A 25,699-nucleotide genomic window follows, 5' to 3' on the forward strand; every position below is an offset into this window, starting at 1 on the left:
TCCCACATTTAGAGCCTCAGCGTTCATGAGGTCAGTGGTTAGAACGCAAACCTGCCATCAAACACCGGCTTGTCATCCAGCGCCAACACCCCGCTGGCAAAGATCAGGTCCAGGTGATGGCTGCCTTTCTGCCCACCCCCCAAGCCCAAATGCAACCCACAATGGCGCTCCTCAAACCCGGCATTGCGCGCATACAAATCCTTGACCCCTTCATTGGTCCCAATCCCTAATTCCTCCACGCGCCGGTTGGACGGGTTGGCATTCAGGTACTTGTTGAAGTCATCGGCCAACCCCGGCACCTCACTGGCTACGCTGCAGACGGTCGAGTTCTCGATCCACAGTTCCAGCGGTGATTGCAGCACGCCATATTTGCGTGCAAACGGGATGGTGCTGAGAAAGGTGCCGACAAACCGCACCTGGCCATTGATGGCTTCGCTGTGGGTCGCGATCTCGCCGGGTGCCAGGTCGTGGTTGCCGATGCCGTTGATATTGGTCCATTTCTTGATGCTGCTCAGCGGCGCCTCTAGCCGCGAGCCGTGCTTGTCGGTGAAGCTCAGCACATTGGCCTGGGACATGCGCCGGATCAACGTGGCATTGAGGTCGGCAATGCGCTGCGGCTCGACGCTGAAGGTGTCGTAGAAATAGTCGCCGTAGTCCTTGAACAGCAGGGATTTTTTCCAGTGCTCGGCCATCACACCCTGCAGCGCACGGATAAAGTCCGGGCCTTCGGCGCGTGGATTGGGCAAGGTGGAGGAATCGTAGAGGAACAGGTACAGGTCGCAGGTTTCGATGGCCTGGGCGAGTGTGTCGCTGGCCGCCAGGTCCAGGCGCTGCACCTGAAAGTTGAAGCGGGCGGCGCTGCTGTGGGTGATCGCCTGGGCAATGGCGTCGTAGCGCTCGGTATGGCCCAGTAACACGGTGGGACAATTCAGGCCGCTGAGGGCCGGGTGGTGCGCAAGGTAGTAGAGAAAGTGTTCGACGGCGCGGGCCTTGTCCATGACGTACATCCTATTGTGCCTTGGGTAAGGGTGGCAGGTGCCGTGCACAGCACCTGCCGGATACCTGCCGATTTTTAGAAAGGCCACATCGCGGTGCCGAACGGCACGACGGCATCGGCTTGCATCATTTCAACGGCGGCCTCATGGGTCGGCGCTTCAAACCAATCGTCGAGTTGCAGTTCGGTTTCCAGGTCGTTTTCCAGTGCTTGCATGGTGTATCTCCTAGAGGACGTTGTTTGAGAACGGCTTGCCAACGGGCTGCGCTGGGCAAGTGGAATGAACCTAGGAGAGCCTGTTTCAGAATGCAAAATATTTATTGACACGGTTCCAATTGCACAATTTTTTCTATTTAGGCCCGTTAGCTTTTTTTTCATAAAAAACAGCAGGCTGATCATGGGGATTTGTAGGACGTTTCCCGCCGCCAATTTTCCGTGAGTTCACGCCTGTAACGTAGATTTTCCGCGCTGTAACGATTAATTGACGATAAAGCCGCGCGCTTGTTGAGCGGTGAAGCCCTGTAAGAAATGCCTGACAGATCGTCGCATGCACCGTTGCGGGGCGGCCCCAAGCTGTCGAGCGGTGTACAATCCGCCGCGTTTTACTGTGACGCCCCTTGCGTACCCACGCAAAAGGCCAAGACCTCAGGGTTATCGACCCTGATCACTCCGCCCGGCCACGAGCCAGACGGGTTCGATTTCGTCACAGATAAAAATAAACAGGTGACGCATGACCGTTAGAAAGACGCTGTATTCCTGGTGCCTGCGCTGGGGTTTGAGCAGCGCTGCTTGAGTCGAGATTCAAGGCAGCAACGTGCATTCAACATCATCAAACCTTGCGTGAGACCCTTTTCATGAGTGGACCCCATTCCTCTTCAGGCGAGCTGAAACGCGGCTTGAAAAATCGGCATATCCAGTTGATCGCCCTCGGGGGCGCCATCGGCACCGGCCTGTTCCTGGGCTCTGCCGGGGTGCTCAAATCCGCCGGCCCTTCGATGATCCTGGGTTATGCCATCTGCGGCTTCATTGCCTTCATGATCATGCGCCAGCTCGGCGAAATGATCGTTGAAGAGCCGGTCGCCGGCTCCTTCAGTCACTTTGCCCACAAGTACTGGGGCGGTTTCGCTGGCTTCCTGTCGGGCTGGAACTGCTGGATCCTGTACATTTTGGTGGGCATGTCGGAGCTGACGGCTGTCGGCAAATACGTGCATTACTGGTGGCCGGAGATTCCGACCTGGGTCTCGGCGGCGGCGTTCTTCGTGCTGATCAACCTGATCAATCTGGCCAACGTCAAAGTCTTTGGTGAGGCTGAGTTCTGGTTCGCCATCATCAAGGTGGTGGCTATCGTCGGCATGATCGCCCTGGGCAGCTACATGCTGGTCAGCGGCAGCGGCGGGCCGCAGGCTTCGGTGACTAACCTATGGGCGCACGGTGGGTTCTTCCCTCACGGCGTCGGCGGTTTGGTGATGGCCATGGCGATCATCATGTTCTCCTTCGGTGGCCTGGAAATGCTTGGCTTCACTGCCGCCGAAGCGGACCAGCCACGCACTGTGATCCCGAAAGCGATCAACCAAGTGATCTACCGCATCCTGATTTTCTACATCGGTGCACTGGTCGTGCTGTTGTCGCTGACACCGTGGGACAGCCTGCTGACAACCCTCAACGCCTCGGGCGATGCCTACAGCGGCAGCCCGTTCGTGCAGGTGTTCTCGATGCTAGGCAGCAACACCGCCGCGCATATTCTTAACTTCGTGGTCCTGACGGCGGCGCTGTCGGTGTACAACAGCGGCACTTACTGTAACAGCCGCATGCTGCTGGGTATGGCCGAACAGGGTGATGCGCCCAAAGCACTGGCGAAGATCGACAAGCGCGGCGTACCAGTGCGCTCTATCCTCGCCTCGGCGGCGATCACCCTGGTGGCGGTGTTGATGAACTACCTGATCCCGCAACACGCACTGGAACTGCTGATGTCTCTGGTCGTGGCGACGCTGGTGATCAACTGGGCGATGATCAGCTTCTCCCACTTCAAGTTCCGCCAGCACATGAACCGCACCGGTCAGGTGCCGTTGTTCAAGGCGTTGTGGTACCCGTACGGCAACTATGTGTGCTTGGCGTTCGTGGTGTTTATCCTGGTGATCATGCTGATGATTCCAGGGATTCAGGTGTCGGTGTTCGCGATCCCGGTGTGGGTGGCGTTTATGGCGGTGTGCTACTGGATCAAGAATAAGCGCAGTGCCCGTGTGGTCGCGAGCACAACGCGGACAGTTTTGGAGTAGGACCTTTCCGCAAATAGAAAACCCGGCACCTTGCCGGGTTTTTTGTTTGCGGCAGCAGGTTAGAATCGCCCCTCGTTTTTTCCAGCGCTCGCCCGGAGGTCCCATGCAACACACCGACATCGACGGCGGCGCTTTACAGCGCTTTGATCTGGAAGACCTCATCGACCAGCACGGCGGGCCCTTACGCCTGATCGGCGTCGACCTGAGTGGCGCCGATCTGTCGCGCATGGTGCTGGATCACTGGGTGTTTGAACGCTGCATCCTCGTCCAGACCTCCTTCCTCGGTTCGCGCCTGGAAGGTACCCAGTGGAAAAGCTGTCGGGCCGGCCACGCCATATTTGAGGCGGCAAACCTACTGGAGGCGCAGTTCCACAGCTGCGACCTGAACAACACCCGCTGGCAGCGCAGCAAGCTGTCCCAGGCGAGCTTTGAACACTGCAAGTTGACCGGGGCCAACTTCACCCATTGCGCTTCCCTGGGCCTGAGCTTCAGCGAGACTCGACTGAACAGCGCTTTCCTGTCCGGGCTGTCGTTTGCGCGCACCGTACTGAATAACCTGGACTTCTCCGACAGCGATTTGTCGGACGCCGACTTTCGCAAGGCCGAACTGATCGACTGCAGCCTCGCCCACGCCCGTATCAACGGTGCCAATTTCGCCGGCGCCGATTTGCGCGGTGCGGATTTAAGCGGTTTCCGTCTCAATGATGCCAAACTGTTCAAAGGCGCTGTGATTTCCAAAGCCCAGGCCTCGATGTTGTTGTCCGAGTTGGGCTTGTCCGTTGCGTAAGGGTTTTGATTGATGCTGGTGATTTCCAACAACGTGCACTTGCCCGACGCCGAGATCGAGCTGACCGCCATTCGCGCCCAGGGCGCAGGTGGGCAGAACGTGAATAAGGTGTCGAGCGCGGTGCACCTGCGTTTTGACATTCCGGCGTCGTCGCTGCCGGAATTCTATAAGGAGCGGCTGCTGGCGCTGCGCGATAGCCGTATCACCAGCGAAGGCGTGCTGGTGCTCAAGGCCCAGCAATACCGGACCCAGGAGCAGAATCGCACGGATGCGCTGGAGCGTTTGGTGGAGTTGATTCTCAGCGCCACCAAGGTCGAGAAGAAGCGCCGCCCGACCAAGCCGACCCTGGGCTCGAAAAAGCGTCGCCTCGAATCCAAGACCAAGCGTGGCAGCATCAAGGCCGGGCGCGGCAAGGTCGACTTTTAGTCGCCGCGCGCTTCACGGGCCTTGGGGGCTTGGCGGTACAAGCACACGCTCAGTAGCAAACCACCCAGGGCGGCGAGGGCGGCGAACAGGAAGATCGACGCAAAGCCGAAGCCAGCCGCCACGGCGCCGGCGAGCGGGCCGGTGATGCCCAGCGATAAATCGATAAACAGCGAATAGGCCCCCACCGCCGAGCCACGGCTGGACGCCGGTACCAGGTTAACTGCCTCCACCCCCAGCGCCGGAAACACCAGGGAAAAGCCGAAGCCGCTCAACGCCGCGCCGGCCAAGGCCAGGTTGGCGTCCGGCGCCAGCCACAGCAACAGCAGCCCTAGGATTTCCACGGATAGGCAGGCAATCGCCACGCGAAAACCGCCGATGCGGTTGATCAGGTTACCGAACAGCAAGCGCGCGCCGATGAAACTGGCGCCGAACAGGCTCAGGGCCCACACCGCGTTGTCCCAGTGCTGGGTGGTGTAATACAAGGTGATAAACGTGGCGATGGTGCCAAAGCCGATGGAGCCCAGCGCGAGGGCGCAGCCGTGGGGCAATACCCGGCCCAGCACATTCATGAACGGCAGGCGCACGCCAGTGACGATCGGCGCTGCGACTTTGTTCCAGGCCAGCAACAAGCCGACGACCGCCAGCAGGATGATGCTGACGCCCATGCTCCACAGCCCGAAGTTTCTCACCAGTAATACGCCCAATGGCGCGCCGACGGCCAAGGCGCCGTAGCTGGCAATGCCGTTCCAGGAGATGACTTTGGCGGTATTTGCCGCACCGACCCGGCCGATGCCCCAGCCGATGGCGCCCGAACCCACCAGGCTTTCAGCGCTGCCCAGCACCAGTCGGCCAATCAGCAGGCTGCAGAGGCTCACGGCAGGCACGCTTGAAAACCACGCCGCGAGCAGCATGAACACGCCGCTCAGGCCACAGCCCGCCAAACCGATCAGCACCGCACGCTTGCTGCCCAAGTTGTCGATGATTTTGCCCGCATAGGGGCGGCTCAGCAGGGTGGCCAGGTATTGCACGCTGATCACCAGGCCGGCAATCACCGCGCCGTAGCCCAGCTCACTGTGGACATAGCCTGGCAATACGGCCAGGGGAATGCCGATATTCAGGTAGCCGATAAAGGTGAACAGCACGATGGAAACAACTTGCAGCGTGACCGCCATGGGGCGCTGGGTATCTGGCATGGGGAGAGGTCCACTGTCGCAGCAGGTAAAGATAGGCTGCTAATGATACCGGTGGTTTGGCCCGCGCAGGGCGGTAAAACGCAAAAACCTCAGGTCACAAAGACCTCAGGTTTGCGCAGGGGCCAGCAATTGCGTGGTGACCAGGGCGGCCAGCGCGTTTTCCTGGGTGCCGAAGCGCTTGAGCAGCACGGCTTGCTTGTCGGCGCTGAGGCGGTTCCAGACCTCGACCATCTGCAGGGCAGCATCGAGTACGGCGGTGTCCGGGGGAGTGGGGGAGGAGTCAGTCATGGCAGGTATCTCGGATAATTCAGGCAGTGTGGAAAGCGCTCAAAGCTGCGCTTTCCACACGGTCTGGTACGGCGTCAGTCCTGGCTTTTGCTGTCGACTGGTTTTGCTTCTCTGGCCTCAGGCTGCTTGTCGCTGGCCTGCTGCGGTGTTGGCTGCTCTGTAGGGTGCAGGCTTGGGAAGGGGAGATTAGGTATCTCGTGCATCGTCGTCGCTCCTCGCAAGGTCTGTTTTTTCAATCGCAGGTGATTCCGCGCTCTCAAAAAGCCTTGGCAGGATACAGCACTGTAAATGACAAATAGACTTTTATCTCGACGGATAGGCGACCCTTCATCCTGCAAACGCAAGTGACATGGGGTCACACTTACCTTTAGAACGGCACTTTGCCCAGGATCATGTCGCGATACATCACAAAATCCCCGAGCAAGCTGTAGAACGGGTGCTGAAACGTCGCCGGGCGATTTTTTTCGAAGAAGAAGTGGCCGATCCACGCAAAGCTGTAGCCGGCAATCGGCACGGCAATCAGTAGGCCCAGCGAGCCTCTGCCGATGGCGTACGCCAAAATTCCGATCACCAGCGTGGTGCCGATAAAATGCAGGCGCCGGCACGTGCTGTTGCCGTGCTCGCTCAGGTAATAAGGATAGAACTCAGCAAAGCTATTGAATTGCTTGACGTTTTCCACAGTGACCGGCCCTTTGATTGTTATGCCGCCCAACAGGTGTTCGGCGGGGAGCTTATTTGAGTCTAGAGTGATCAGTAGTAACAGCCAGTGACAATAGACGCCACTTTAGTATCCTTGGCTTCCTGGCTGCCATTTGAACCTGCTTTTTTAAGAAGACGCCATGAGCGAACGAACAACTTCTGCAAGCTGGGCGATGGGGATCGTCAAGGCATTGGAAATGGACGGCCTGGATTGCCGCGCCTTGTTCAAGCAGCTCGGCCTGGACTACGCCGCCCTGAGTGAACCCGATGCGCGGTTTCCGCAAGACTCCATGACGCGCCTGTGGCAACGGGCGGTGGAGCTTTCAGGCAACCCGGCGATCGGCTTGAACATGGGTAAAGTGGTGCGCCCGGCGTCGTTTCATGTGGCTGGCTATGCACTGATGTCCAGCAATACCCTTGCCGAGGGCTTTATGCGCCTGGTGCGCTACCAGCGCATCATCGCCGAAAGTGCCGACCTGAGTTTCCGACTGATCCCCGAAGGTTATGCGCTGATTCTGACGGTGCATGGCGATCACCTGCCGCCCACCCGACAAAGCGCCGAAGCGTCGCTGGCCAGTGCCCTGGCCCTGTGCGGTTGGCTGACCGGCCGTACCCTGCAGCCGCGCAAGGTAGTGTTGCAGGGTGATCAACCGGCGGACCTGTCGCCCTACAAACAAGCCTTCCATGCACCTTTGGAATTCAACGCGCCCTATGACGCGCTGATTTTCGAGCGGGCCGACATGGACGCGCCGCTGCCCACGGCCAACGAGGCCATGGCGCTGCTGCATGATCGATTTGCCGGCGAATACCTGGCGCGTTTTTCGGAAAGCCGCGTGACCCACAAGGCACGGCAGGTGTTGTGCCGCCTGTTGCCCCAAGGTGAGCCCAAGCGAGAAGTGGTGGCCCAGACGTTGCACCTTTCCCAGCGCACGTTGCAGCGGCGTCTACAGGAGGAGGGCACCAGCTTCCAGACCCTGCTCGATGACACCCGCCGCGAACTGGCCGAGCAGTACCTGGCGCAGCCCAGCATGACGTTATTGGAAATCGCCTACCTGTTGGGTTTTGCCGACCCGAGCAACTTCTTTCGCGCGTTTCGTCGTTGGTTCGACGCCACGCCCGGCGAATACCGGGCGCGGTTGCTGGAAGCGTCAGCCGTCAGTGACGCCAAAACGCCGGAATGCACAGAACAAAGACTGTAATGATCTCCAGCCGGCCCAACAGCATGCCGAGTGACAGAATCCACTTGGCCGCATCCGGCAGGCTGGCGAAGTTGCCCGCCGGGCCAATGGTTTCCCCCAGGCCCGGGCCGACGCCGGACACGGTACTGGCTGCGCCGGTCAAGGCGGTCATCCAGTCCAGTCCCAGCAGCGACAAGGCCAGGGCGATGGCGCAGATGGTGATGGCGAAGAAAAACGAGAACGTCAGGATCGAACGCACGATCTCTTCGTCAAGGCGATGGCCGTTGTACTTCTGCTTGATCACCGCGCGCGGGTGAATCAACTGGTTCAAGTTGGCCTTGAGCAGGATATAGGCGACCTGAAAGCGGAAGATCTTGATCCCACCCGCCGTAGAGCCTGAACAACCACCGATAAAGCCCAGGTAAAAGAACAGCATCAGTGAGAAGTTGCCCCACAGGCTGTAGTCCCCCAATGCAAAACCTGTGGTGGTGACCACCGAGGTCACGTTCAACGCCACATGACGTAGGGCGTCCAGCCAATGCAGGTTGGTGGTCCACCAGTACCAGGTGCCCAGTACCAGCCAGGTCACCAGCAACAATCCGAGCAAGCCTTGTACCTGCTGGTCCTTGATCAACGCCCGGCGGTTGCCGCGCAACGTGGCCACGTACAGGGTGAACGGCAAGCTGCCGAGGATCATCACCACCACCGCCACCCAGTGCACCGCCGGTTGTTTCCAGTGGGCCAGGGATTCATCGGAGGTGGAGAACCCCCCGGTGGAAATCGCCGACATCGCGTGGTTGATCGCATCGAACAGGCCCATCCCGGCCCACCAGAACGCCAGGCTGCCGAGGATGGTGATACCGACGTAGGCCGCCACGATCAGCCGCGCCACCATGTGCGAGCGGGGCATGACCTTTTCCGAGCGGTCCGAGGATTCGGTCTGGAACAGGCGCATGCCACCGATACGCAGCAGTGGCAGGATCGCCACCGCCATGCCGATAAAGCCGATGCCACCCAGCCAGTGCAGCAGCGAGCGCCACATCAGGATGCCTGGCGACATGGCGTCCAGGCCGCTTAATACGGTGGAGCCGGTGGCGGTGATGCCGGACATGCTTTCAAAAAACGAGTCGGTGTAGCTGATGTGCTGGGTCAACAGAAACGGCAGCGCAGCAAAGATGCATACCACCACCCAGCTTGTAACGGTGAGTAGGTACATGTCCCGCGGGCGCAGGTGCACATGCTCGGGGCGACCCGGGATCACCAGGGCCAGGCCGGCGAGAAAGGTGATCATGCTGGCCCACAGGAAAGAGGGTAGGTCACGGGTGCGTTCGAAGATCACCAGGGTCGCCATTGGCACGACCATGGCGATCGCGAGGGTGATCAGGAAGATGCCGATGATGAAACCGATGATGCGTAGGGTCGGCAACGCCATGAAGTGAGCTCGGGGTTATTGGGTAGAGGCGCCATTCTACCTGCGGTGCAGGTCTTGTAAACCGGGGCGTCCGAGGCGAAACCGGTCAAGTGTGGGAGCCGGCTTGCCTGCGATAGCGGTGGGTCTGCGAAACATTCGTCAACTGACAGCTCGCTATCGCAGGCAAGCCAGCTCCCACAGGAGTTGTGTGGTAGCAGGTAGCGCGCACAAAAAAGGCGACCCGAAGGTCGCCTTTTTTAACGCGCTACTGATCAGAACTCGTGATCAGCGCTGTCCGGGTTCAAGTCGCTGATGCCCAGCTTGCCTGCCGCCGCTTCGATCGAACCGGTCTGCTTGACCAGCGCAGCGATGGCGTCACGCACGATCTGGTTGCCCGCATCGTTACCCGCAGCGATCAACTGGTCGTAGTGCTCACCCTTGTTGGCGTGGTCAACCATGACCTGGATCTTCGCTTCGGTGGCTGCCAGGTCCGCTTTCAGCGCGGTATCGGCAGCTGGATCGGCCTTGGCCACCAGGGACGACAGGCTGGCGCCGGTCATTTTGGTGCCGTCAACACGGGTGTACTCGCCCAGGTAGACGTTGCGGATACCCTTGGCGTCGTAGAAGTGCGAGTTGTGGGTGTTGTCGCTGAAGCAGTCCTGCTCGTCTTCCGGCGAGTTGGCTTCCAGGGAAACCTTCATGCGCTCACCGGCCAGCTCGCCCAGGGACAGGCTGCCCATGCCGAACAGCATCTTGCGCAGGCCGTCGGTGGCAGGTTCTGCCTCCAGGGTGGCGCGGTAGTTGTCTTCGACGTTGGGTTTCCAGTTGCCGACCATTTCTTCCAGGTCGCTGACCAGCAGTTGAGTCACAGCGCTCAGGTAGGCACGGCGACGCTCGTTGTGGCCGCCGGTGGCACCGTCGCCGGTCAGGTAGTCCGACGCAGGACGGTTGCCGGCGCCTGGGCCGGTGCCGTTCAGGTCTTGGCCCCAGAGCAGGAATTCGATGGCGTGGTAACCGGTGGCGACGTTGGCCTCGGAACCGCCCAGCTCATTGAGGCTGGCGAGTTTTTCCGGGGTGATGTCCTTCACGTCGACCTTGTCTTCGCCGACCTGGATCTCGGTATTGGCGATGATGTTGGCGGTAGCGCCTGGGTTACCCAGGGCGTGTTCGTAGGACTTGTCGGTGTAGTCGATCAGGCCTTCGTCGAGCGGCCATGCGTTCACCTGGCCTTCCCAGTCGTCGATGATGGTGTTGCCGAAGCGGAACACTTCGCTCTGCAGGTACGGAACGCGGGCGGCCACCCAGGCGGTACGCGCGGCTTTCAGGGTTTCGTCGTTCGGCTTGGCGAGAAACGCGTCGATCGCGGTTTGCAGGGTTTTAGCGGTGGACTCGGCGTCGCTGTAGACCGCAAACACCATTTCTGCGTAATGCGCGACCACGGCCTTGGCGGCTGCTTCGTCGACCTGGCCGGCAGGGGTGGCAGCGGCTGGAGCGGTGGTGCTGGCAGCCGGGGTCGGCGCCTGGTTTGCAGGGGCCTTGTCTTTACCTTCGCCGCAACCGGCGAGAGAAATGGCAATGGCCAGCAGACTGGCGGTGGCCAGGGGCATACGAATCATGGCGAACATCCTGCTTCGGTTGTTGAGAGGGCGCGCGGGGGCGCGCAAAACTGCGACATAATGCGAAAGATTTGCATTTTGTGTAAAGGGTTATACGCGGGAAATATTCAGTATCGTTATGCCAAGTCAGAGAATGGCGGCGTTATTGCGCTCCGACTGCTTCAAAAAAGCCGCCAGCTCTCGGGCCTGCAAGGGTTTGCTGTAGTGGTATCCCTGACCTTCATGGCAGCCTTCGGAGATGATGTAGGCCTCTTGCTCAGCGGTTTCCACGCCTTCGGCGATCACCTGCATGCCCAGGCTTTTGCCCAGCTGGATGATCGCGCGCACGATGGTGGCGTCGTCGTCATCGTCCAGCAGGTCCTGGACGAAGCTCTTGTCGATCTTGATCTTGTCCAAGGGCAGGCTTTTCAAATAGCTGAGGGATGAGTAGCCGGTGCCGAAGTCATCAATCGCGATCAACGCACCGGACCGGCGCAGGCTCAGCAGGTGCTGGGCGGCGGTGCTGATGTCTTCCATCAGGCCGGTTTCCGTGACTTCCAGTTCCAGGCTGCGCGGCGGCAAGCGGTAGATTTGCATCAGGTTATTAACCACCCGCGGCAATTCGGTGTGGTGCAACTGCACGGTGGACAGGTTGACCGCCATGCGCAGATCGGTAAAGCCCAGGTCGTGCCATTCGCGCAATTGGCGGCAGGCTTGGTCGAGTACCCATTCGCCTATCGGGATAATCGTGCCGTTCTGCTCCGCCAGCGGGATAAACAGGTCCGGCGGGACCAGGCCGTGTTCCGGATGCTCCCAGCGCAACAGGGCTTCCACGCCCACCACACGGTGGTCGCGGTAACTGATCTGCGGCTGGTACACCAGGTGGAATTGGTTGCGGCTGAGGGCGTCGCGCAGGTCTTTTTCCAGCTCCCGGCGGCGGCGCATCTCACTGTCGACGCTGGCGATATAGAACTGATAGCGGTTGCGCGAGCGGGTCTTGGCCAGGGTCATGGTCTGTTCGGCTTTTTGCAGCAGCTTTTCAGTGCTGTCGCCGTCTTCTGGGAATAAGGTGATGCCGATGGTGGCGCGCAGGCGGATCCGTTCGTGGTCGAGGACGAAGTCTGCTTCCAGGTCATCAAGGATGCTTTGTGCCAGCTCGGCGGCCTCGTAAGGCTGTTCGATATCGGCTTGGACCAGCGCGAACTGGTCTCCGCCCAGACGGGCCAGGGTACCGAGGCGCCCACTGTGCGCGCGTAAACGGTCGGCCAGCGCCAGCAGCAGTTTGTCACCGGCCTGGTAGGTGAACTGTTCGTTGACGCTTTTGAAATCATCCAGCCCCACGCACAACACCGCTACGCGCCGTTGTCGGCGGCCTGCGTCAATGAGGATCTTGTCCAGTTGCTCCTGCAGTTTCTGGCGGTTCGGTAAACCGGTCAGGAAGTCATACTGGGCCATGCGCAGCAGGCTGGTTTCGGCTTCATGGCGCAGGTGGGTATTGCGCTCGATGGACTCGAGCAGCTGGTTGGCGGTGTTGATCCACAGCCCCAATTCGTCGCGTTCGTGACCCTTGAGCTGCGGGATCTTGTGTTCGCTGGGCCGGTCCGGGTTGATCGACGTCAGGTGTTCGATAATCCGCGACAGCGGCTTGGTCAGCAGCCAGTGATAAACCAGGTAGAGCACCAGGCCCATGGCCAGGGCGCGCAATACACCGGAAATAAAGATGATCACCGAATTGACGATAAATCCCTGGCCATAGGTGGCCGTGTCGAGGGTGATACTCAGGTCGCCGTAATACTCGCTGTAGGGGCCTTTGCCGACCAGAGGCGTGGTAAACGTGCGTTCCTGGCCAAGAATCAGGTCGGTCAGCCAGCGGCTCGGGGCGTGCTGCAAGGCGCGGCTCTTCTCGGCCAGCATGGTTTCGTTGGGGTGGCCGATGGACGCCATGCGCACCGCGTCATCCTGGAACAGGCCCTCAATCACTTGCATGCCCATTTCGCGGTCCAGGCTGTAGACGGCCTGGGTCGAGGGGTCGCGAAACATGTCGAGGATGCGCTGGGCATCGCCGGCCACGGCCTGGCGCGTCTTGTAGGCATCGAAAACGATCTGCGCCACGCTCAGCGCTACGCCCACGATCAATGCCGACAGCAGCACAACCCGTAGTAACTTCACCGACAAGCTGTTCTTGAGTTCCAGCTTCAAAGGGGCATTCCTTGTCTCATGCGGGTGGCCTTCAATATGCCATGAGTATTGGCAATCCCGTGAGGCCAGTCAAAGGAACATTAGGGCTGGAGACGTCTTGGCGGTGGGGAGGGAGAAAAAACCAGAAAAAACGGCGGATTTGCTCCGCCGCGTGAGGGGCTCGGCGTACGTATGGTCAGGCAAATGCCTTTCCTACCGTGGCCGCTTTTATTGATAGGCTGAAATCTCGATCTTTGGTGGCGCCGGCGGCATCATGTCCTCGCCTGGTTTGCTGGGAGGGCTGGCAGCAGCGCCATCACCGCCATCCGCCCCGCCGGCGAGGCCTTTCATAAGTCCGGTGATTAATTGCATCGCCATCTGTGCGCCTGCTTTTCCGATTTCTTCCATCATTGATTCTCCAGAAGCGTGTGGGAGGGGTATTCCTCTCGCTGGATGGGTGGCACATTCCCTTCCGCGCGTTCCACGATTCTGGGCAGGTCGACGTTGTGGAACACCCACAAAAAAGCCCGGCAATCGCCGGGCTCTTTCTGCTGCAAGCGGTGCTTAGGCAGTGAAGGTTTTGCCTTCGAACTGCTCAGCCACGAACTTCCAGTTGACCAGGTTCCAGAACGCTTCCACATACTTTGGACGCACGTTACGGTAGTCGATGTAGTAGGCGTGTTCCCACACGTCGCAGGTCAGCAGCGGGGTGTCGCCGCTGGTCAGCGGGTTGCCGGCGCCGATAGTGCTGGCCAGGGCCAGGGAACCGTCAGCCTTTTTCACCAGCCAGCCCCAACCGGAACCGAAGGTGCCGACGGACGTTTTGGTGAACTCTTCCTTGAACTTGTCGAACGAACCAAACGCAGCGTTGATGGCTTCAGCCAGCGCGCCGGTAGGTTGGCCGCCGGCGTTTGGCGCCAGGCAGTTCCAGTAGAAAGTGTGGTTCCAGACCTGAGCAGCGTTGTTGAAGATGCCGCCCGAAGAGGATTTAACGATCTCTTCCAGGGTCTTGCCTTCGAACTCGGTGCCTGGCACCAGGTTGTTCAGGTTCACGACATAGGTGTTGTGGTGCTTGTCGTGGTGAAATTCCAAGGTTTCCTTGGAGATGTGCGGCTGCAGGGCATCGTGTGCGTAGGGCAGCGGCGGCAATTCGAAAGCCATGATGATTCTCCTAATCAGGTCAGTTGCGGTGAGCGCAAGGCCGATCACGGGCGGCCAAACAAGCGCCGGGGAGTTTGTACTCTTTGCGGCGCAGGGTCCGGATCATAGCACCGGGGGTGCGGCAAAACCACGCAACAACTGTGTGGGATAGAGGTTCCAGAGCGTTTTGGAATATTCCTCAGGCGCTGATCAATTGGTAGGCCACGCTGAACATCATCACCGCTACCAATAGGTCCAGCAGGCGCCAGGTGGCGGGGCGCGCCAGCCAGGGGGCCAGCCAGGCCGCGCCGAGTGCCAACGTGGCGAACCACAGGAACGAGGCGCTGGCGGCACCGGCCACATAGGCGCCGGGCTCGGTTTGCTGCGCGCCGAGAGAGCCGATCAGCAAAACAGTGTCCAGGTACACGTGAGGGTTGAGCAGCGTCACCGCCAAGGCACTGAGCAACACGGCGCGCAAGGAGCGCACCTTGAGGTTGTCGCCTTGTTCCAGGCTCTGTTTTGAACAGGCCCGACGCAGTGCGCAAGCCCCGTACCAGATCAGGAACGCTGCGCCGCCCCAACGGGCAATCGCCAGCAGCAATGGGCTTTGTGCCAGCACCGTCGCTAATCCGAACACCCCGGCGGCTACCAGCAGGGCATCGCACACTACGCACAACGCCGCGACCGGCAAGTGATGCTCGCGACGCAGGCTTTGCGCCAATACAAAGGCATTCTGGGAGCCGATGGCCATGATCAGGCCGAGCGCGACCAGCAGGCCATTCAGATAACTTTGCCACATAGGGATTACTCCGTGTCCGCTGCCAAGAGAAGCGATGCTGGCTATTCTCTTGGCACAGGCTGTATAAGAAAAACAAATATTGCTGATCGCTCATTAGAGAAACTGATGTTCGACTATAAATTGCTTTCTGCCCTGGCGGCGGTGGTGGAACAGGCTGGCTTCGAGCGCGCCGCGCAAGTGTTGGGGCTCTCGCAATCGGCGATCTCCCAGCGCATCAAGTTGCTCGAGGCGCGCATCGGCCAGCCGGTGCTGGTGCGGGCCACGCCGCCGACGCCTACCGAGATCGGCCGTCGCCTGCTCAACCATGTGCAACAGGTGCGCCTGTTGGAACGCGACCTGCAAAGTCAGGTGCCGGCACTGGACGAGGAAGGCATGCCCGAGCGCCTGCGCATCGCGTTGAACGCCGATAGCCTGGCCACTTGGTGGGCAGAGGCCGTCAGCGATTTTTGCGCCGAACACCATTTGCTGCTGGATTTGGTGGTGGAAGACCAGACCGTGGGCCTCAAACGCATGCGTGCTGGCGAAGTGGCCGCCTGCATCTGCGCCAGCGAGCGCCCGGTTGCCGGGGCACGCAGCCTGTTGCTGGGCGCTATGCGCTACCGGGCGCTGGCCAGCCCGGCTTTTATAACCCGGCACTTTCCGGATGGCGTACGCGCTGATCAACTGGCGCGCACACCAGCACTGGTGTTCGGCCCGGATGATTTCCTGCAACACCGTTACCTGGCGTCCCTCGGCGTGGACGGTGGTTTCGAGCACCATTTGTGCCCTTCGTCCGAAGGCTTCATCCGTTTGACAGAAGCAGGCCTGGGCTGGGGGCTGGTGCCGGAATTGCAGGTGCGCGACCAACTGGAAAAGGGCGTATTGGTCGAGTTATTGCCAGATAAGCCCATCGACGTGCCGTTGTACTGGCATCATTGGCGCAGTGGCGGGCAACTGCTGGGCTTGTTGACCGATCACCTGGCCCAGGCATGTGGCCAATGGTTGGTGCCGTTGGAGTAATGGCGCGCGTCAAGGCAACAGCGATGAAAAACGAAAGCACACGGGGTAACACATGAAGATTCTGGTCACCGGCGCAAGCGGCTTCATTGGCGGGCGCTTCGCGCGTTTCGCCTTGGAGCAGGGCCTGGACGTGCGGGTCAACGGGCGGCGCGCTGAAGGTGTGGAACACCTGGTGAGGCGCGGCGCCGAGTTTATCCAGGGTGATCTGAATGACGCCGACCTGGTGCGCGGGCTGTGCCGCGATGTCGAAGCCGTGGTGCATTGCGCGGGTGCTGTCGGGCTGTGGGGGCGCTATCAGGACTTTCATCAAGGCAACGTGCAGGTCACTGAGAACGTGGTCGAGGCCTGCCTCAAGCAACGGGTCGGCCGACTGGTGCACTTGTCGTCGCCATCAATCTATTTTGACGGCCGCGACCACCTGGGCCTGACCGAAGAGCAAGTCCCCAAGCGCTTCAAGCATCCCTATGCCGCCACCAAATACTTGGCGGAACAAAAGGTGTTCGGCGCCCAGGAGTTCGGCCTCGAAGTGCTGGCCCTGCGCCCGCGCTTCGTTACCGGCGCCGGCGACATGAGCATCTTCCCACGCCTGCTGAAAATGCAGCGCAAGAACCGCCTGGCTATCGTCGGCGACGGCCTGAACAAGGTCGATTTCACCAGCGTGCACAACCTCAATGAAGCGCTGCTCAGCAGCCTGCTCGCCACCGGTTCAGCACTGGGTAAGGCCTACAACATCAGCAACGGCACGCCAGTGCCGGTGTGGGATGTGGTGAACTACGTGATGCGCCAAATGGAGTTGCCGCAGGTAACGCGGTATCGGTCCTACGGTTTGTCCTACAGCGTGGCGGCCCTCAACGAGGCCTTCTGCGCGATGTGGCCCGGGCGTCCGGAGCCAGCATTGTCGCGCCTGGGCATGCAAGTCATGAACAAAGATTTCACGTTAGACATCAGCCGCGCCAGGCATTATCTGGACTACGAGCCCAAGGTCAGCCTGTGGACCGCCCTCGACGAGTTCTGCAGTTGGTGTAAGGCCCAGGACCCAGGGTTCAAGTGAGCACACAACAGGCAACACTTGGGGAACCGAATCTGGCCTTCCAGGTCGACCAGTGCGCCGGGAAGGCGGTTTATACTCCCGTCGCTCGCCATTTCACCGATTCAGGGTTGATTCATGCGCAACGATGCTAAAGACGACTTCGACAACGTTCCCAGCCTGCGGGCCGATGTCGGGGATGACGATGATTTCGAACCGACCCCGGCCACCTCGGTGCGTTCGCGCAACACGAAGGTAGTCAAGGTCAAGGGCGCCAGCACCGGCCCGTTATGGGCGTTGATCGGCGCGCTGCTGATCGCTTTTGCGGGCCTGGCCTGGTGGAGCTTCCAGCAGATTTCCCTGATGGGCCAGCAATTGGTTGCCACCCAGGAAAGTTTTGCGCGCATCAGCGAAGAAGCGGCGGGGCGCCTGCAGGATATTTCCGGCAAGGTGGTGGCCAGTGAAGCCAGCGTCAACAACGGCAGCGAAGCGTTGAAACTGCAGATCAAGCAGCTCGAAAGCCAGTTGTTGGAGCAGGGCAAACAGCAGGTCGGCGTGGCCGGCCAGGCCACCGAGTTGGATAAGCGGCTGGCGCAAATGACGGCCAGCACCACTGAACTCTCCAACGCCAACAGCAAGCTGCAAGGCCAGGTCCAGGCCCTGACCGACGCCGTGGCGACGCTTAAGGCGGCGCAAGGTGACGCAGGTAAGCGCGATGCCGAAATCAAGGAGCTTTCCGCTGACGTGGCCGCGTTGAAGAAACAGGGCAACCCAAGTGCGGCCATCGCCCGGATTGAGCAGGATCTGGTAGTGCTCAAAAGCGCGCAGGATAACCAGCCGGCCAACAGCGACGCGCCAACCAATAAAGAGTTCGACGTGTTCCGTATCCAGACCACGCGCAACATCACCACGTTGCAGAGCCAGGTGCAGAACCTGCAACGACAGATCGCAACGCCGACGCAATAACCTCAGTAATCAGTCGAGCCACTCTGGCGGGGGAGTGGCTCTTGTGGCGAGCGGCCTCAAGAATCCCTTCCTATTCTGTTATCAAGGGTGCCATCGGCTTGCCGACCATTGAAACGCGGATTGAGACTTGCCAGTCTGCAAAGCTGGCATAGGAGACCACTCCATTCTCGTGCAAGCGGTAGCGGGTGTCTTGCTCGATTCCGGGCATAAGGTCTGCTTGCTGATAATCGGCAGCGATAGCGATCCATTTTATCGGCTGTTTATAGGTCACCAGCGCCTGCATCGGCCAAGCGCCCGCGAAACTCATTACAAGAGACACCACGATAGCGCCCGCCCAGTGTTTGATCATGCGTCCTGCGAACTCTCTTCGGCCGGCCTGCATGAAGGCCTTGGCTGACCCATCAGGAAAGGCCAGGGCTAACAGCCTGAAGATGTCGTCAATAATTGGAAACGTGGAAATATGGACGAGAACGCCTAACAGTATCGCAACTAAGGCATTGCATAGAATAATGAGGGAAGCAGCCATTAACCAAAGGCTGGGATAAATCAGTGCGCTGACCACGCTGACCGTTATATCGAAATCCTGTGCTGGAAGCCCCATCACGCTGGATACACACCAGCGCGCAGGTATAAACGCAATAAAGAATATCGCGGTGTGGGCGACAGTCAGGTATACCTTGCCGAAGGATGAAGCCCAGCGATGCTTGATGAAGTTGAACAAAAAGGTGAGGTAGCCGATGCCGAATAATCCACCTGCGCAAAGAATAAGTGTCTCTGTCAGCCAAATCTTTTGGAATATTAGTTGAGCGACCAGTCCGGCAATGCCAAGCCCTAAACCAATATTATAAAATATGCTGCCGGAAGAAAGTTTCGTCGTTGTGGTGTGTTGTTGCATGTCAGTCCTTTGTTTGCGGCAGTTGAGTGATGGGTTCCGACGCTTGAAACGGACGCGTCGGTGGTGACACGTTGCTCTGGGCGGGCATCATAAATACAATCGCGCGCTCATGGGTCGATGAATGACCTGTAAAGTGGTAATTACGTTATTAGTTTTGCGCAAAAAAAGGAATTGATGCGAATGTCATTTGAAACAAAATTGTCTGAATGCTGGGTCTGGCTTCAAGCGTTGAAGCACACCGTTGCAAAATTCACACTCTGTTTAATTCTTGTTTATATTTTAGTAGGCCTGTCTGTCTGGTTTGAGTTGCCCGCGCCCATCATTTTCCTCAGCCTGCTTTGCACGTTGCTTGTTCCTTTTGCTTTGATCGTAATGCTGCTGACCGAAAATATTCTATATAAAAAACTTTCCGATACGGTCTGGGGCAAGGCTGTCATTGGCGTCGGGGTAACGTTCTACGGAGCGTTGGCGTACATATGGGCCGCCAGCGAGGTGAACCAGGTATTTGCCGAGGCGGCCGGGAATTTTCCCTGGGCGGTTACTGCTCTTGCTATCGTATATTTTTTCAAGAATGTGGTGTTGGTGTTCGCGTTAGTGCTGCTGACGGGCATGATCTTCTACGTACCACTGTGGCTGTTACTGGTGCTCATAAACGAAGAGCAATCGGCCAAGGGTTTTTTTCGGAAACTTGCGGGCGGCATTTTACTGTTGCTAGGCGTCAGCATGCTCATGGGAACTGCCAATGCTGTAACATTGCAGGCGCGGGAGCTTGCCATACACGTGGCGTTGTATGCTGATTTCAGCAGTAAGTACCATTGTAATGGCGCGGTTTTCAACGGTGTAGGTCAGGTGTTGTTCTTACCGTCCGGTAGCGTTTTGATACCTGAAAAGGTCTCAATTGATCAACATCAAGTTGAATGGCGGTTTCCAAGGGTCAAGTGTGGGGAGTGATGCGAATCTTGAATGTCACCACTCGGTGACATTTCCCATCCCCTTCGTTACATGCCCCCACCGCGCCCTTGTTTAGACTCCGGTCACCCCACAAAAAATAATAAGGGCCACCCATGACCACGCAACCACTGCCTGCCAGCAGTTGGCTGAACGCGCCTGCCCATCACGCTTGGCTTGCCGCCGAAGGCCAGCGTCTGCTGGCATTCGCCAAGGCGTCTCGACTGCCTGACGGTTTCGGCAACCTCGACGACAAAGGCCAACTGCCGGCCAATGCCCACGCCGAAACCATGAACACCGCCCGCATGACCCACAGCTTTGCCATGGCCCACGCCCTGGGTTTGCCAGGGTATGCCGAGTTGGTCGCACACGGTGTCGCAGCCCTCAGTGGCCCGCTGCGCGACGCTGAGCACGGAGGCTGGTTCGCCGCACCCCACGCCCTCGATGGCAACCGTGGCAAGGCTGCTTACCTGCACGCCTTTGTCGCCCTGGCCGCCAGCTCGGCGGTGGTAGCCGGCGCTCCCGGCGCACAAAACCTGTTGAACGACGCCATCCATATCATCGACCAGTTTTTCTGGAGCGAGGAGGAGGGCGTGATGCTTGAGTCGTTCGCCCAAGACTGGAGCGGCATCGAGGCCTACCGCGGCGCCAACAGCAACATGCACGCTACCGAAGCCTTCCTCGCCTTGGCCGATGTCACCGGCGATACACGCTGGCTGGACCGCGCGCTGCGGATCGTCGAGCGTGTGATCCACACCCACGCCGCCGGTAACCAGTTCATGGTGATCGAGCATTTCGACATTCATTGGCAACCTTTGCTCGGCTACAACGAAGACAACCCCGCCGATGGCTTTCGTCCCTATGGCATTACCCCCGGCCACGGCTTCGAGTGGGCGCGGCTGGTGCTGCACCTGGAGGCAGCGCGCCTGCAAGCCGGGCTCGTCACACCAGAATGGTTGGTGACCGACGCCAAGGGCCTGTTCGCCAGCGCCTGCGAATATGCCTGGTCCGTGGATGGCGCCCCCGGCATCGTCTACACGCTGGACTGGAACCACCGCCCGGTGGTGCGCGAACGCCTGCACTGGACCCACGCCGAAGCCAGCGCCGCTGCCCAGGCGCTGCTCAAGCGTACCGGCGAGTTGCACTACGAAACGTGGTACCGGCGCTTCTGGGAGTTTTGCGAGGCCCACTTTATCGATCGTCTCCACGGCAGTTGGCACCACGAACTCAGCCCGCACAACCAACCCAGCAGCAACATCTGGGGCGGCAAGCCAGACCTGTACCATGCTTGGCAAGCGGTCGTGCTGCCTGCACTGCCCTTGGCACCGAGTATGGCCAGTGCCATCGGGGCTGGGTGTTATGTCACCAGTTGGTGACATTTGTGCATCCCTTTGTTACCTGCGCCTCAAAAATCCATGTTTAAACTCCGTGCAGCGCAAGCTTAAGACTTGCATGCATAACAACAAGAAAGGTATTCAGATGAACGCGATTAATCGCCTCGCCGTAGCTATTTCCATTGCCTCGTTGTTTCCCCTCAGTGCATTTGCCGCCGACTCGAAAGGGACGGTTGAAGTTGTGCATTGGTGGACCTCGGGCGGTGAAAAAGCGGCTGTAGATGTCCTGAAGGCCCAAGTTGAGAAAGACGGTTTCATCTGGAAAGACGGTGCCGTCGCAGGTGGCGGTGGCGCAACGGCCATGACCGTGCTGAAAAGCCGCGCGGTCGCCGGCAACCCGCCCGGCGTTGCCCAGATCAAAGGTCCCGACATCCAGGAATGGGCGTCCACCGGCCTGCTCGACACCGACGTTCTGAAATCTGTCGCCAAAGACGAAAAATGGGACTCCCTGCTCGACAAGAAAGTCTCCGACACCGTGAAGTACGACGGTGACTACGTTGCCGTACCGGTCAACATCCACCGCGTGAACTGGCTGTGGATCAACCCGGAAGTCTTCAAGAAAGCCGGCATCACCAAGAACCCAACCACCCTCGAAGAATTCTACGCAGCGGGCGACAAGCTCAAGGCCGCGGGCTTCATTCCGCTCGCCCATGGTGGCCAGCCGTGGCAGGACAGCACCGTTTTCGAAGCCGTCGTCCTGTCGGTGATGGGGGCCGATGGCTACAAGAAAGCCCTGGTCGACCTGGATAACGCTGCACTGACCGGTCCGGAAATGGTCAAGTCGCTGACCGAGCTGAAGAAAGTCGCGACCTACATGGACGTCGACGGCAAAGGCCAGGACTGGAACCTCGAAGCGGGCAAAGTCATCAACGGCAAGGCTGGCATGCAGATCATGGGTGACTGGGCCAAGTCCGAGTGGACCGCCGCCAAGAAAGTCGCCGGCAAGGACTACGAGTGCGTAGCTTTCCCAGGCACCGACAAAGCCTTCACCTACAACATCGACTCCCTGGCGGTATTCAAGCAGAAAGACAAAGGCACTGCGGCGGGTCAGCAGGATATTGCCAAGGTCGTGCTGGGTGAAAACTTCCAGAAAGTGTTCAGCATCAACAAGGGTTCGATCCCTGTGCGTAACGACATGCTGACCAAAATGGATTCGTACGGCTTCGACTCGTGCGCCCAGACCGCTGCCAAGGACTTCCTGGCAGACGCCAAGACCGGCGGCCTGCAGCCAAGCATGGCGCACAACATGGCCACGACCCTGGCTGTGCAAGGTGCGTTCTTTGACGTCGTGACCAACTACATCAACGACCCGAAAGCTGACCCGGCCGACACCGCCAAGAAACTCGGCGCTGCGATCAAGTCGGCTAAGTAAGGCCAAGTAGCGGCTTTTTGTAGGAGCCGGGCTTGTGTGGGAGCGGGCTTGCTCGCGAAGGCATCACCGCGGTGTAACGGTTACACCGCGTCGCCTGCTTCGCGAGCAAGCCCGCTCCCACAAAGCCAGCGTCACAAGGTTTATTGGCTGGTCCTTTTTCCCTGTATTGGATTTCCCCATGAGTTCTGTTGCTGTCTTCAGCAAAGCCTCGCCGTTCGATGCACTGCAGCGCTGGCTACCCAAACTGGTGCTGGCGCCCAGCATGTTCATCGTGTTGGTGGGCTTCTACGGCTACATCCTGTGGACGTTTGTACTGTCGTTCACGACGTCTACGTTCCTGCCAAGCTACAAATGGGCGGGTCTCGCGCAGTATGAGCGTTTGTTCGACAACGACCGCTGGTGGGTCGCGAGCAAGAACCTGGCCCTGTTTGGCGGGATGTTTATCGGCATCACCCTGGTGATCGGCGTGACACTGGCGATCTTCCTCGACCAGAAAATCCGTCGCGAAGGCTTTATCCGAACCATTTACCTGTACCCGATGGCGCTCTCTATGATCGTCACCGGTACGGCCTGGAAATGGCTGCTCAACCCGGGCATGGGCCTGGACAAACTCCTGCGTGACTGGGGCTGGGAAGGCTTCCGTCTCGACTGGCTGATCGACCCGGACCGCGTGGTCTATTGCCTGGTGATCGCCGCGGTATGGCAAGCCTCGGGCTTCATCATGGCGATGTTCCTTGCGGGCCTGCGTGGCGTTGATCAGTCGATCATCCGCGCTGCGCAGATCGACGGCGCAAGCCTGCCGCGCATCTACTGGAGCGTGGTGCTGCCAAGCCTGCGTCCGGTGTTCTTCAGTGCGGTGATGATCCTGGCGCACATTGCGATCAAGAGTTTCGACCTGGTGGCGGCGATGACGGCTGGCGGCCCCGGCTACTCGTCCGACCTGCCTGCGATGTTCATGTACTCGTTCACCTTCAGCCGTGGCCAGATGGGCATGGGCTCGGCCAGTGCAATCCTGATGCTCGGTGCGATCCTCGCGATCATCGTGCCTTACCTCTACTCCGAGCTGAGGACCAAACGTAATGACTAGTCTCGTCTCCAAATCGCCCATCAGCCTGAGTCGCATCGCGATCTATGCGGTGTTGATTCTCGCCGTGCTGCTGTACCTGGTGCCGCTGGTGGTGATGTTGCTCACCAGCTTCAAGACCCCGGAAGACATCAGCACCGGCAACCTGCTGAGCTGGCCGACCGTGGTCTCCGGCATCGGCTGGGTCAAGGCCTGGGCCACCGTGGATGGCTACTTCTGGAACTCGATCAAGATCACCGTGCCCGCTGTGCTGATCTCCACCGCCATCGGTGCGTTGAACGGCTACGTGCTGTCGTTCTGGCGCTTCCGGGGTTCGCAGTTGTTCTTCGGTCTGTTGTTGTTCGGTTGCTTCCTGCCGTTCCAGACCGTGCTGCTGCCGGCTTCCTTCACCCTCGGCAAGATGGGCCTCGCCAGCACCACCACCGGCCTGGTGTTTATCCATGTGGTCTACGGCCTGGCGTTCACCACGCTGTTTTTCCGTAATTACTACGTCAGCATTCCGGATGCGCTGATCAAGGCGGCACGCCTGGACGGTGCCGGTTTCTTCACCATTTTCCGCCTGATCATCCTGCCGATGTCGACCCCGATCATCATGGTCTGCCTGATCTGGCAGTTCACCCAGATCTGGAACGACTTTCTGTTCGGCGTGGTGTTCTCCAGTGGCGACTCCCAGCCCATCACGGTGGCGCTGAACAACCTGGTCAACACCAGCACCGGGGCCAAGGAATATAACGTGGATATGGCGGCGGCGATGATCGCCGGGCTGCCGACCCTGCTGGTCTATGTGATCGCAGGCAAGTATTTCGTGCGCGGCCTCACGGCCGGCGCGGTCAAGGGGTAATCATGGCTACGCTTGAACTTCGCAATGTAAACAAGACCTATGGCGCCGGCCTGCCCGACACCTTGAAGAACATCGAACTGTCGATCAAGGAAGGCGAATTCCTGATCCTGGTCGGCCCTTCGGGGTGCGGTAAATCCACGCTGATGAACTGCATCGCGGGCCTGGAAACCATCACCGGCGGCGCGATCATGATCGGTGATCAAGACGTGAGCGGCATGAGCCCCAAGGATCGCGACATCGCCATGGTGTTCCAGTCCTACGCGCTGTACCCGACCATGAGCGTGCGCGAGAACATCGAGTTCGGCCTCAAGATCCGCAAGATGCCCCAGGCCGAGATCGACACTGAAGTGGCGCGCGTGTCCAAGCTGCTGCAGATCGAACACCTGCTCAACCGCAAGCCGGGCCAGCTCTCTGGCGGGCAGCAACAGCGTGTTGCGATGGGCCGTGCGTTGGCGCGCCGGCCGAAGATCTACCTGTTCGACGAACCGCTGTCCAACCTCGACGCCAAGCTGCGCGTTGAGATGCGCACCGAAATGAAACTGATGCACCAGCGCCTCAAGACCACCACGGTCTACGTGACCCACGACCAGATCGAAGCGATGACCCTGGGCGACAAAGTGGCGGTGATGAAGGACGGCATCATCCAACAATTCGGCACGCCGAAAGAAATTTACAACGACCCGGCCAACCTGTTTGTGGCAAGCTTTATCGGTTCACCACCAATGAACTTCGTTCCTATGCGCCTAAAACGCAAGGAAGGTCGTTTGGTCGCGCTGCTCGACAGCGGCCAGGCCCGTTGCGAATTGCCGTTAGGCATGAACGACGCAGGCCTGGAGGACCGTGATGTGATTCTGGGCCTGCGCCCGGAACAGATCGTGTTGGCGGCGGGTGAGGGCAACGGTTCGTCGAGCATTCGCGCTGAAGTCCAGGTCACCGAACCGACCGGTCCGGACACCCTGGTGTTCGTGCAGCTCAATGACACCAAGGTCTGCTGCCGTTTGGCGCCGGATGTGGCGCCCCAGGTCGGCGAGACCCTGACCCTGCAATTTGATCCGGCCAAGGTATTGCTGTTCGACGCCAACACTGGCGAACGCCTAGGCACTGCTTCTTCATTGCCCGCACAGGGGCATGCCGACAACGTGGCCCAATTCAAAGGCCGCTGAAGCAGCTAAGTTGTTGTTTTAAATAAAAAAGTAACCCGCGTTAGAT

Annotated in this window: 25 protein-coding genes; 13 read left to right on the forward strand and 12 right to left on the reverse strand. The window is 59.4% G+C overall.

Annotation, left to right across the window (positions count from 1 at the left end; all coding sequences use genetic code 11):
* Positions 1-38: 38 nt before the first annotated feature.
* A complete protein-coding gene (locus tag BFP95_RS14495) occupies positions 39-998 on the reverse strand; it encodes a leucyl aminopeptidase (protein ID WP_065910345.1) in 960 nt (319 codons plus the stop codon).
* Between the two features lie 74 nt (positions 999-1,072).
* Positions 1,073-1,210 carry a hypothetical protein gene (locus tag BFP95_RS29795; protein ID WP_003175756.1) on the reverse strand — a complete coding sequence of 46 codons (138 nt, stop codon included), beginning with the start codon at positions 1,208-1,210 and terminating at the stop codon, positions 1,073-1,075.
* A gap of 638 nt (positions 1,211-1,848) precedes the next feature.
* Between BFP95_RS29795 and BFP95_RS14500 the strand changes: the two genes are divergently transcribed.
* The 3 genes from BFP95_RS14500 to arfB all read left to right on the forward strand — a co-directional run bounded on the left by BFP95_RS14500 (position 1,849) and on the right by arfB (position 4,483).
* Complete coding sequence (locus BFP95_RS14500) at positions 1,849-3,270, forward strand: amino acid permease (RefSeq protein ID WP_065873569.1); 1,422 nt, start codon at positions 1,849-1,851, stop codon at positions 3,268-3,270.
* Positions 3,271-3,373: 103 nt separating this feature from the next.
* Positions 3,374-4,057 (forward strand): pentapeptide repeat-containing protein, encoded by a 684-nt coding sequence (locus BFP95_RS14505; protein ID WP_065889922.1) that lies wholly within the window; start codon positions 3,374-3,376, stop codon positions 4,055-4,057.
* A gap of 12 nt (positions 4,058-4,069) precedes the next feature.
* Entirely contained in the window at positions 4,070-4,483 is a 414-nt protein-coding gene (arfB, locus tag BFP95_RS14510; protein ID WP_065873567.1) for an alternative ribosome rescue aminoacyl-tRNA hydrolase ArfB, read from the forward strand.
* Here the strand turns inward: arfB and BFP95_RS14515 are convergent.
* The 3 genes from BFP95_RS14515 to BFP95_RS14525 all read right to left on the reverse strand — a co-directional run bounded on the left by BFP95_RS14515 (position 4,480) and on the right by BFP95_RS14525 (position 6,643).
* Positions 4,480-5,676 carry an MFS transporter gene (locus BFP95_RS14515; RefSeq protein WP_065873566.1) on the reverse strand — a complete coding sequence of 399 codons (1,197 nt, stop codon included), beginning with the start codon at positions 5,674-5,676 and terminating at the stop codon, positions 4,480-4,482. The two genes, arfB and BFP95_RS14515, sit on opposite strands and share 4 nt — an antisense overlap.
* Before the next feature lie 105 nt (positions 5,677-5,781).
* Positions 5,782-5,964 (reverse strand): hypothetical protein, encoded by a 183-nt coding sequence (locus BFP95_RS14520; RefSeq protein WP_065873565.1) that lies wholly within the window; start codon positions 5,962-5,964, stop codon positions 5,782-5,784.
* Positions 5,965-6,331: 367 nt separating this feature from the next.
* Entirely contained in the window at positions 6,332-6,643 is a 312-nt protein-coding gene (locus BFP95_RS14525; protein WP_049711785.1) for a DUF962 domain-containing protein, read from the reverse strand.
* A gap of 160 nt (positions 6,644-6,803) precedes the next feature.
* On the opposite strand from BFP95_RS14525, the gene BFP95_RS14530 reads away from it, so the two are divergent.
* A complete protein-coding gene (locus tag BFP95_RS14530; protein ID WP_065873564.1) occupies positions 6,804-7,862 on the forward strand; it encodes an AraC family transcriptional regulator in 1,059 nt (352 codons plus the stop codon).
* Here BFP95_RS14530 and BFP95_RS14535 read toward each other — a convergent pair.
* From BFP95_RS14535 to BFP95_RS14560, 6 genes are all read right to left on the reverse strand, one after another.
* Positions 7,819-9,273: a TrkH family potassium uptake protein gene (locus BFP95_RS14535; RefSeq protein ID WP_065873563.1), complete on the reverse strand. Its 1,455-nt coding sequence runs from the start codon at positions 9,271-9,273 to the stop codon at positions 7,819-7,821. The genes BFP95_RS14530 and BFP95_RS14535 overlap by 44 nt on opposite strands.
* Before the next feature lie 251 nt (positions 9,274-9,524).
* Complete coding sequence (locus BFP95_RS14540) at positions 9,525-10,868, reverse strand: imelysin family protein (protein WP_065873562.1); 1,344 nt, start codon at positions 10,866-10,868, stop codon at positions 9,525-9,527.
* Positions 10,869-10,994: 126 nt separating this feature from the next.
* A complete protein-coding gene (locus BFP95_RS14545) occupies positions 10,995-13,046 on the reverse strand; it encodes a putative bifunctional diguanylate cyclase/phosphodiesterase (protein ID WP_065873561.1) in 2,052 nt (683 codons plus the stop codon).
* Positions 13,047-13,253: 207 nt separating this feature from the next.
* Positions 13,254-13,436 (reverse strand): hypothetical protein, encoded by a 183-nt coding sequence (locus BFP95_RS14550; protein WP_065873560.1) that lies wholly within the window; start codon positions 13,434-13,436, stop codon positions 13,254-13,256.
* A gap of 153 nt (positions 13,437-13,589) precedes the next feature.
* Positions 13,590-14,186: a superoxide dismutase gene (locus BFP95_RS14555; RefSeq protein WP_017125974.1), complete on the reverse strand. Its 597-nt coding sequence runs from the start codon at positions 14,184-14,186 to the stop codon at positions 13,590-13,592.
* A 178-nt stretch (positions 14,187-14,364) separates the two neighbouring features.
* A complete protein-coding gene (locus tag BFP95_RS14560) occupies positions 14,365-14,964 on the reverse strand; it encodes a LysE/ArgO family amino acid transporter (protein WP_065873558.1) in 600 nt (199 codons plus the stop codon).
* A gap of 105 nt (positions 14,965-15,069) precedes the next feature.
* On the opposite strand from BFP95_RS14560, the gene BFP95_RS14565 reads away from it, so the two are divergent.
* From BFP95_RS14565 to BFP95_RS14575, 3 genes are all read left to right on the forward strand, one after another.
* The gene (locus BFP95_RS14565; protein WP_065873557.1) at positions 15,070-15,963 is read left to right on the forward strand and encodes a LysR family transcriptional regulator ArgP; all 894 of its coding nucleotides are present in this window, start codon (positions 15,070-15,072) and stop codon (positions 15,961-15,963) included.
* Positions 15,964-16,015: 52 nt separating this feature from the next.
* Positions 16,016-17,014: an NAD-dependent epimerase/dehydratase family protein gene (locus BFP95_RS14570; RefSeq protein ID WP_065910347.1), complete on the forward strand. Its 999-nt coding sequence runs from the start codon at positions 16,016-16,018 to the stop codon at positions 17,012-17,014.
* A gap of 114 nt (positions 17,015-17,128) precedes the next feature.
* A complete protein-coding gene (locus BFP95_RS14575; RefSeq protein WP_065873555.1) occupies positions 17,129-17,956 on the forward strand; it encodes an ATPase in 828 nt (275 codons plus the stop codon).
* Positions 17,957-18,026: 70 nt separating this feature from the next.
* Here the strand turns inward: BFP95_RS14575 and BFP95_RS14580 are convergent, their stop codons facing one another.
* Positions 18,027-18,851: a hypothetical protein gene (locus tag BFP95_RS14580; protein ID WP_065873554.1), complete on the reverse strand. Its 825-nt coding sequence runs from the start codon at positions 18,849-18,851 to the stop codon at positions 18,027-18,029.
* A 180-nt stretch (positions 18,852-19,031) separates the two neighbouring features.
* Here BFP95_RS14580 and BFP95_RS14585 point away from each other — a divergent pair, with 180 nt between their 5' ends.
* The 6 genes from BFP95_RS14585 (at position 19,032) to BFP95_RS14610 (ending at position 25,653) form a co-directional block, all read left to right on the forward strand.
* Entirely contained in the window at positions 19,032-19,802 is a 771-nt protein-coding gene (locus tag BFP95_RS14585; RefSeq protein WP_065873553.1) for a hypothetical protein, read from the forward strand.
* A gap of 113 nt (positions 19,803-19,915) precedes the next feature.
* Entirely contained in the window at positions 19,916-21,175 is a 1,260-nt protein-coding gene (locus tag BFP95_RS14590; protein ID WP_065910349.1) for a D-mannose isomerase, read from the forward strand.
* Positions 21,176-21,278: 103 nt separating this feature from the next.
* Positions 21,279-22,565, forward strand: coding sequence for an ABC transporter substrate-binding protein (locus tag BFP95_RS14595; RefSeq protein ID WP_065873635.1), 1,287 nt, complete (start codon positions 21,279-21,281; stop codon positions 22,563-22,565).
* 178 nt (positions 22,566-22,743) lie between these two features.
* Positions 22,744-23,652, forward strand: a complete 909-nt coding sequence (locus tag BFP95_RS14600; protein WP_003175732.1) for a carbohydrate ABC transporter permease — start codon at positions 22,744-22,746, stop codon at positions 23,650-23,652.
* Positions 23,645-24,490, forward strand: coding sequence for a carbohydrate ABC transporter permease (locus BFP95_RS14605; RefSeq protein WP_065873551.1), 846 nt, complete (start codon positions 23,645-23,647; stop codon positions 24,488-24,490). The genes BFP95_RS14600 and BFP95_RS14605 overlap by 8 nt, the downstream gene beginning before the upstream one ends.
* A 2-nt stretch (positions 24,491-24,492) precedes the next feature.
* Positions 24,493-25,653 carry an ABC transporter ATP-binding protein gene (locus BFP95_RS14610; protein ID WP_065873550.1) on the forward strand — a complete coding sequence of 387 codons (1,161 nt, stop codon included), beginning with the start codon at positions 24,493-24,495 and terminating at the stop codon, positions 25,651-25,653.
* Positions 25,654-25,699: the final 46 nt, after the last annotated feature.

It is taken from the genome of Pseudomonas sp. 58 R 12, assembly GCF_900005865.1.
In the GTDB taxonomy this organism is placed as follows: Bacteria; Pseudomonadota; Gammaproteobacteria; order Pseudomonadales; family Pseudomonadaceae; genus Aquipseudomonas; species Aquipseudomonas tritici.

Coding starts and splice junctions, on each gene's coding strand:
- BFP95_RS14565 (WP_065873557.1), top strand. CDS start 15,070: ATGTTCGACTATAAATTGCTTTCTGCCCTGGCGGCGGTGGTGGAACAG.
- BFP95_RS14610 (WP_065873550.1), top strand. CDS start 24,493: ATGGCTACGCTTGAACTTCGCAATGTAAACAAGACCTATGGCGCCGGC.
- arfB (WP_065873567.1), top strand. CDS start 4,070: ATGCTGGTGATTTCCAACAACGTGCACTTGCCCGACGCCGAGATCGAG.
- BFP95_RS14540 (WP_065873562.1), bottom strand. CDS start 10,868: ATGATTCGTATGCCCCTGGCCACCGCCAGTCTGCTGGCCATTGCCATT.
- BFP95_RS14520 (WP_065873565.1), bottom strand. CDS start 5,964: ATGACTGACTCCTCCCCCACTCCCCCGGACACCGCCGTACTCGATGCT.
- BFP95_RS14530 (WP_065873564.1), top strand. CDS start 6,804: ATGAGCGAACGAACAACTTCTGCAAGCTGGGCGATGGGGATCGTCAAG.
- BFP95_RS14570 (WP_065910347.1), top strand. CDS start 16,016: ATGAAGATTCTGGTCACCGGCGCAAGCGGCTTCATTGGCGGGCGCTTC.
- BFP95_RS14500 (WP_065873569.1), top strand. CDS start 1,849: ATGAGTGGACCCCATTCCTCTTCAGGCGAGCTGAAACGCGGCTTGAAA.
- BFP95_RS14595 (WP_065873635.1), top strand. CDS start 21,279: ATGAACGCGATTAATCGCCTCGCCGTAGCTATTTCCATTGCCTCGTTG.
- BFP95_RS14550 (WP_065873560.1), bottom strand. CDS start 13,436: ATGATGGAAGAAATCGGAAAAGCAGGCGCACAGATGGCGATGCAATTA.
- BFP95_RS14590 (WP_065910349.1), top strand. CDS start 19,916: ATGACCACGCAACCACTGCCTGCCAGCAGTTGGCTGAACGCGCCTGCC.
- BFP95_RS14505 (WP_065889922.1), top strand. CDS start 3,374: ATGCAACACACCGACATCGACGGCGGCGCTTTACAGCGCTTTGATCTG.
- BFP95_RS14605 (WP_065873551.1), top strand. CDS start 23,645: ATGACTAGTCTCGTCTCCAAATCGCCCATCAGCCTGAGTCGCATCGCG.
- BFP95_RS14580 (WP_065873554.1), bottom strand. CDS start 18,851: ATGCAACAACACACCACAACGACGAAACTTTCTTCCGGCAGCATATTT.
- BFP95_RS14560 (WP_065873558.1), bottom strand. CDS start 14,964: ATGTGGCAAAGTTATCTGAATGGCCTGCTGGTCGCGCTCGGCCTGATC.
- BFP95_RS14515 (WP_065873566.1), bottom strand. CDS start 5,676: ATGCCAGATACCCAGCGCCCCATGGCGGTCACGCTGCAAGTTGTTTCC.
- BFP95_RS29795 (WP_003175756.1), bottom strand. CDS start 1,210: ATGCAAGCACTGGAAAACGACCTGGAAACCGAACTGCAACTCGACGAT.
- BFP95_RS14495 (WP_065910345.1), bottom strand. CDS start 998: ATGGACAAGGCCCGCGCCGTCGAACACTTTCTCTACTACCTTGCGCAC.
- BFP95_RS14535 (WP_065873563.1), bottom strand. CDS start 9,273: ATGGCGTTGCCGACCCTACGCATCATCGGTTTCATCATCGGCATCTTC.
- BFP95_RS14600 (WP_003175732.1), top strand. CDS start 22,744: ATGAGTTCTGTTGCTGTCTTCAGCAAAGCCTCGCCGTTCGATGCACTG.
- BFP95_RS14575 (WP_065873555.1), top strand. CDS start 17,129: ATGCGCAACGATGCTAAAGACGACTTCGACAACGTTCCCAGCCTGCGG.
- BFP95_RS14555 (WP_017125974.1), bottom strand. CDS start 14,186: ATGGCTTTCGAATTGCCGCCGCTGCCCTACGCACACGATGCCCTGCAG.
- BFP95_RS14585 (WP_065873553.1), top strand. CDS start 19,032: ATGTCATTTGAAACAAAATTGTCTGAATGCTGGGTCTGGCTTCAAGCG.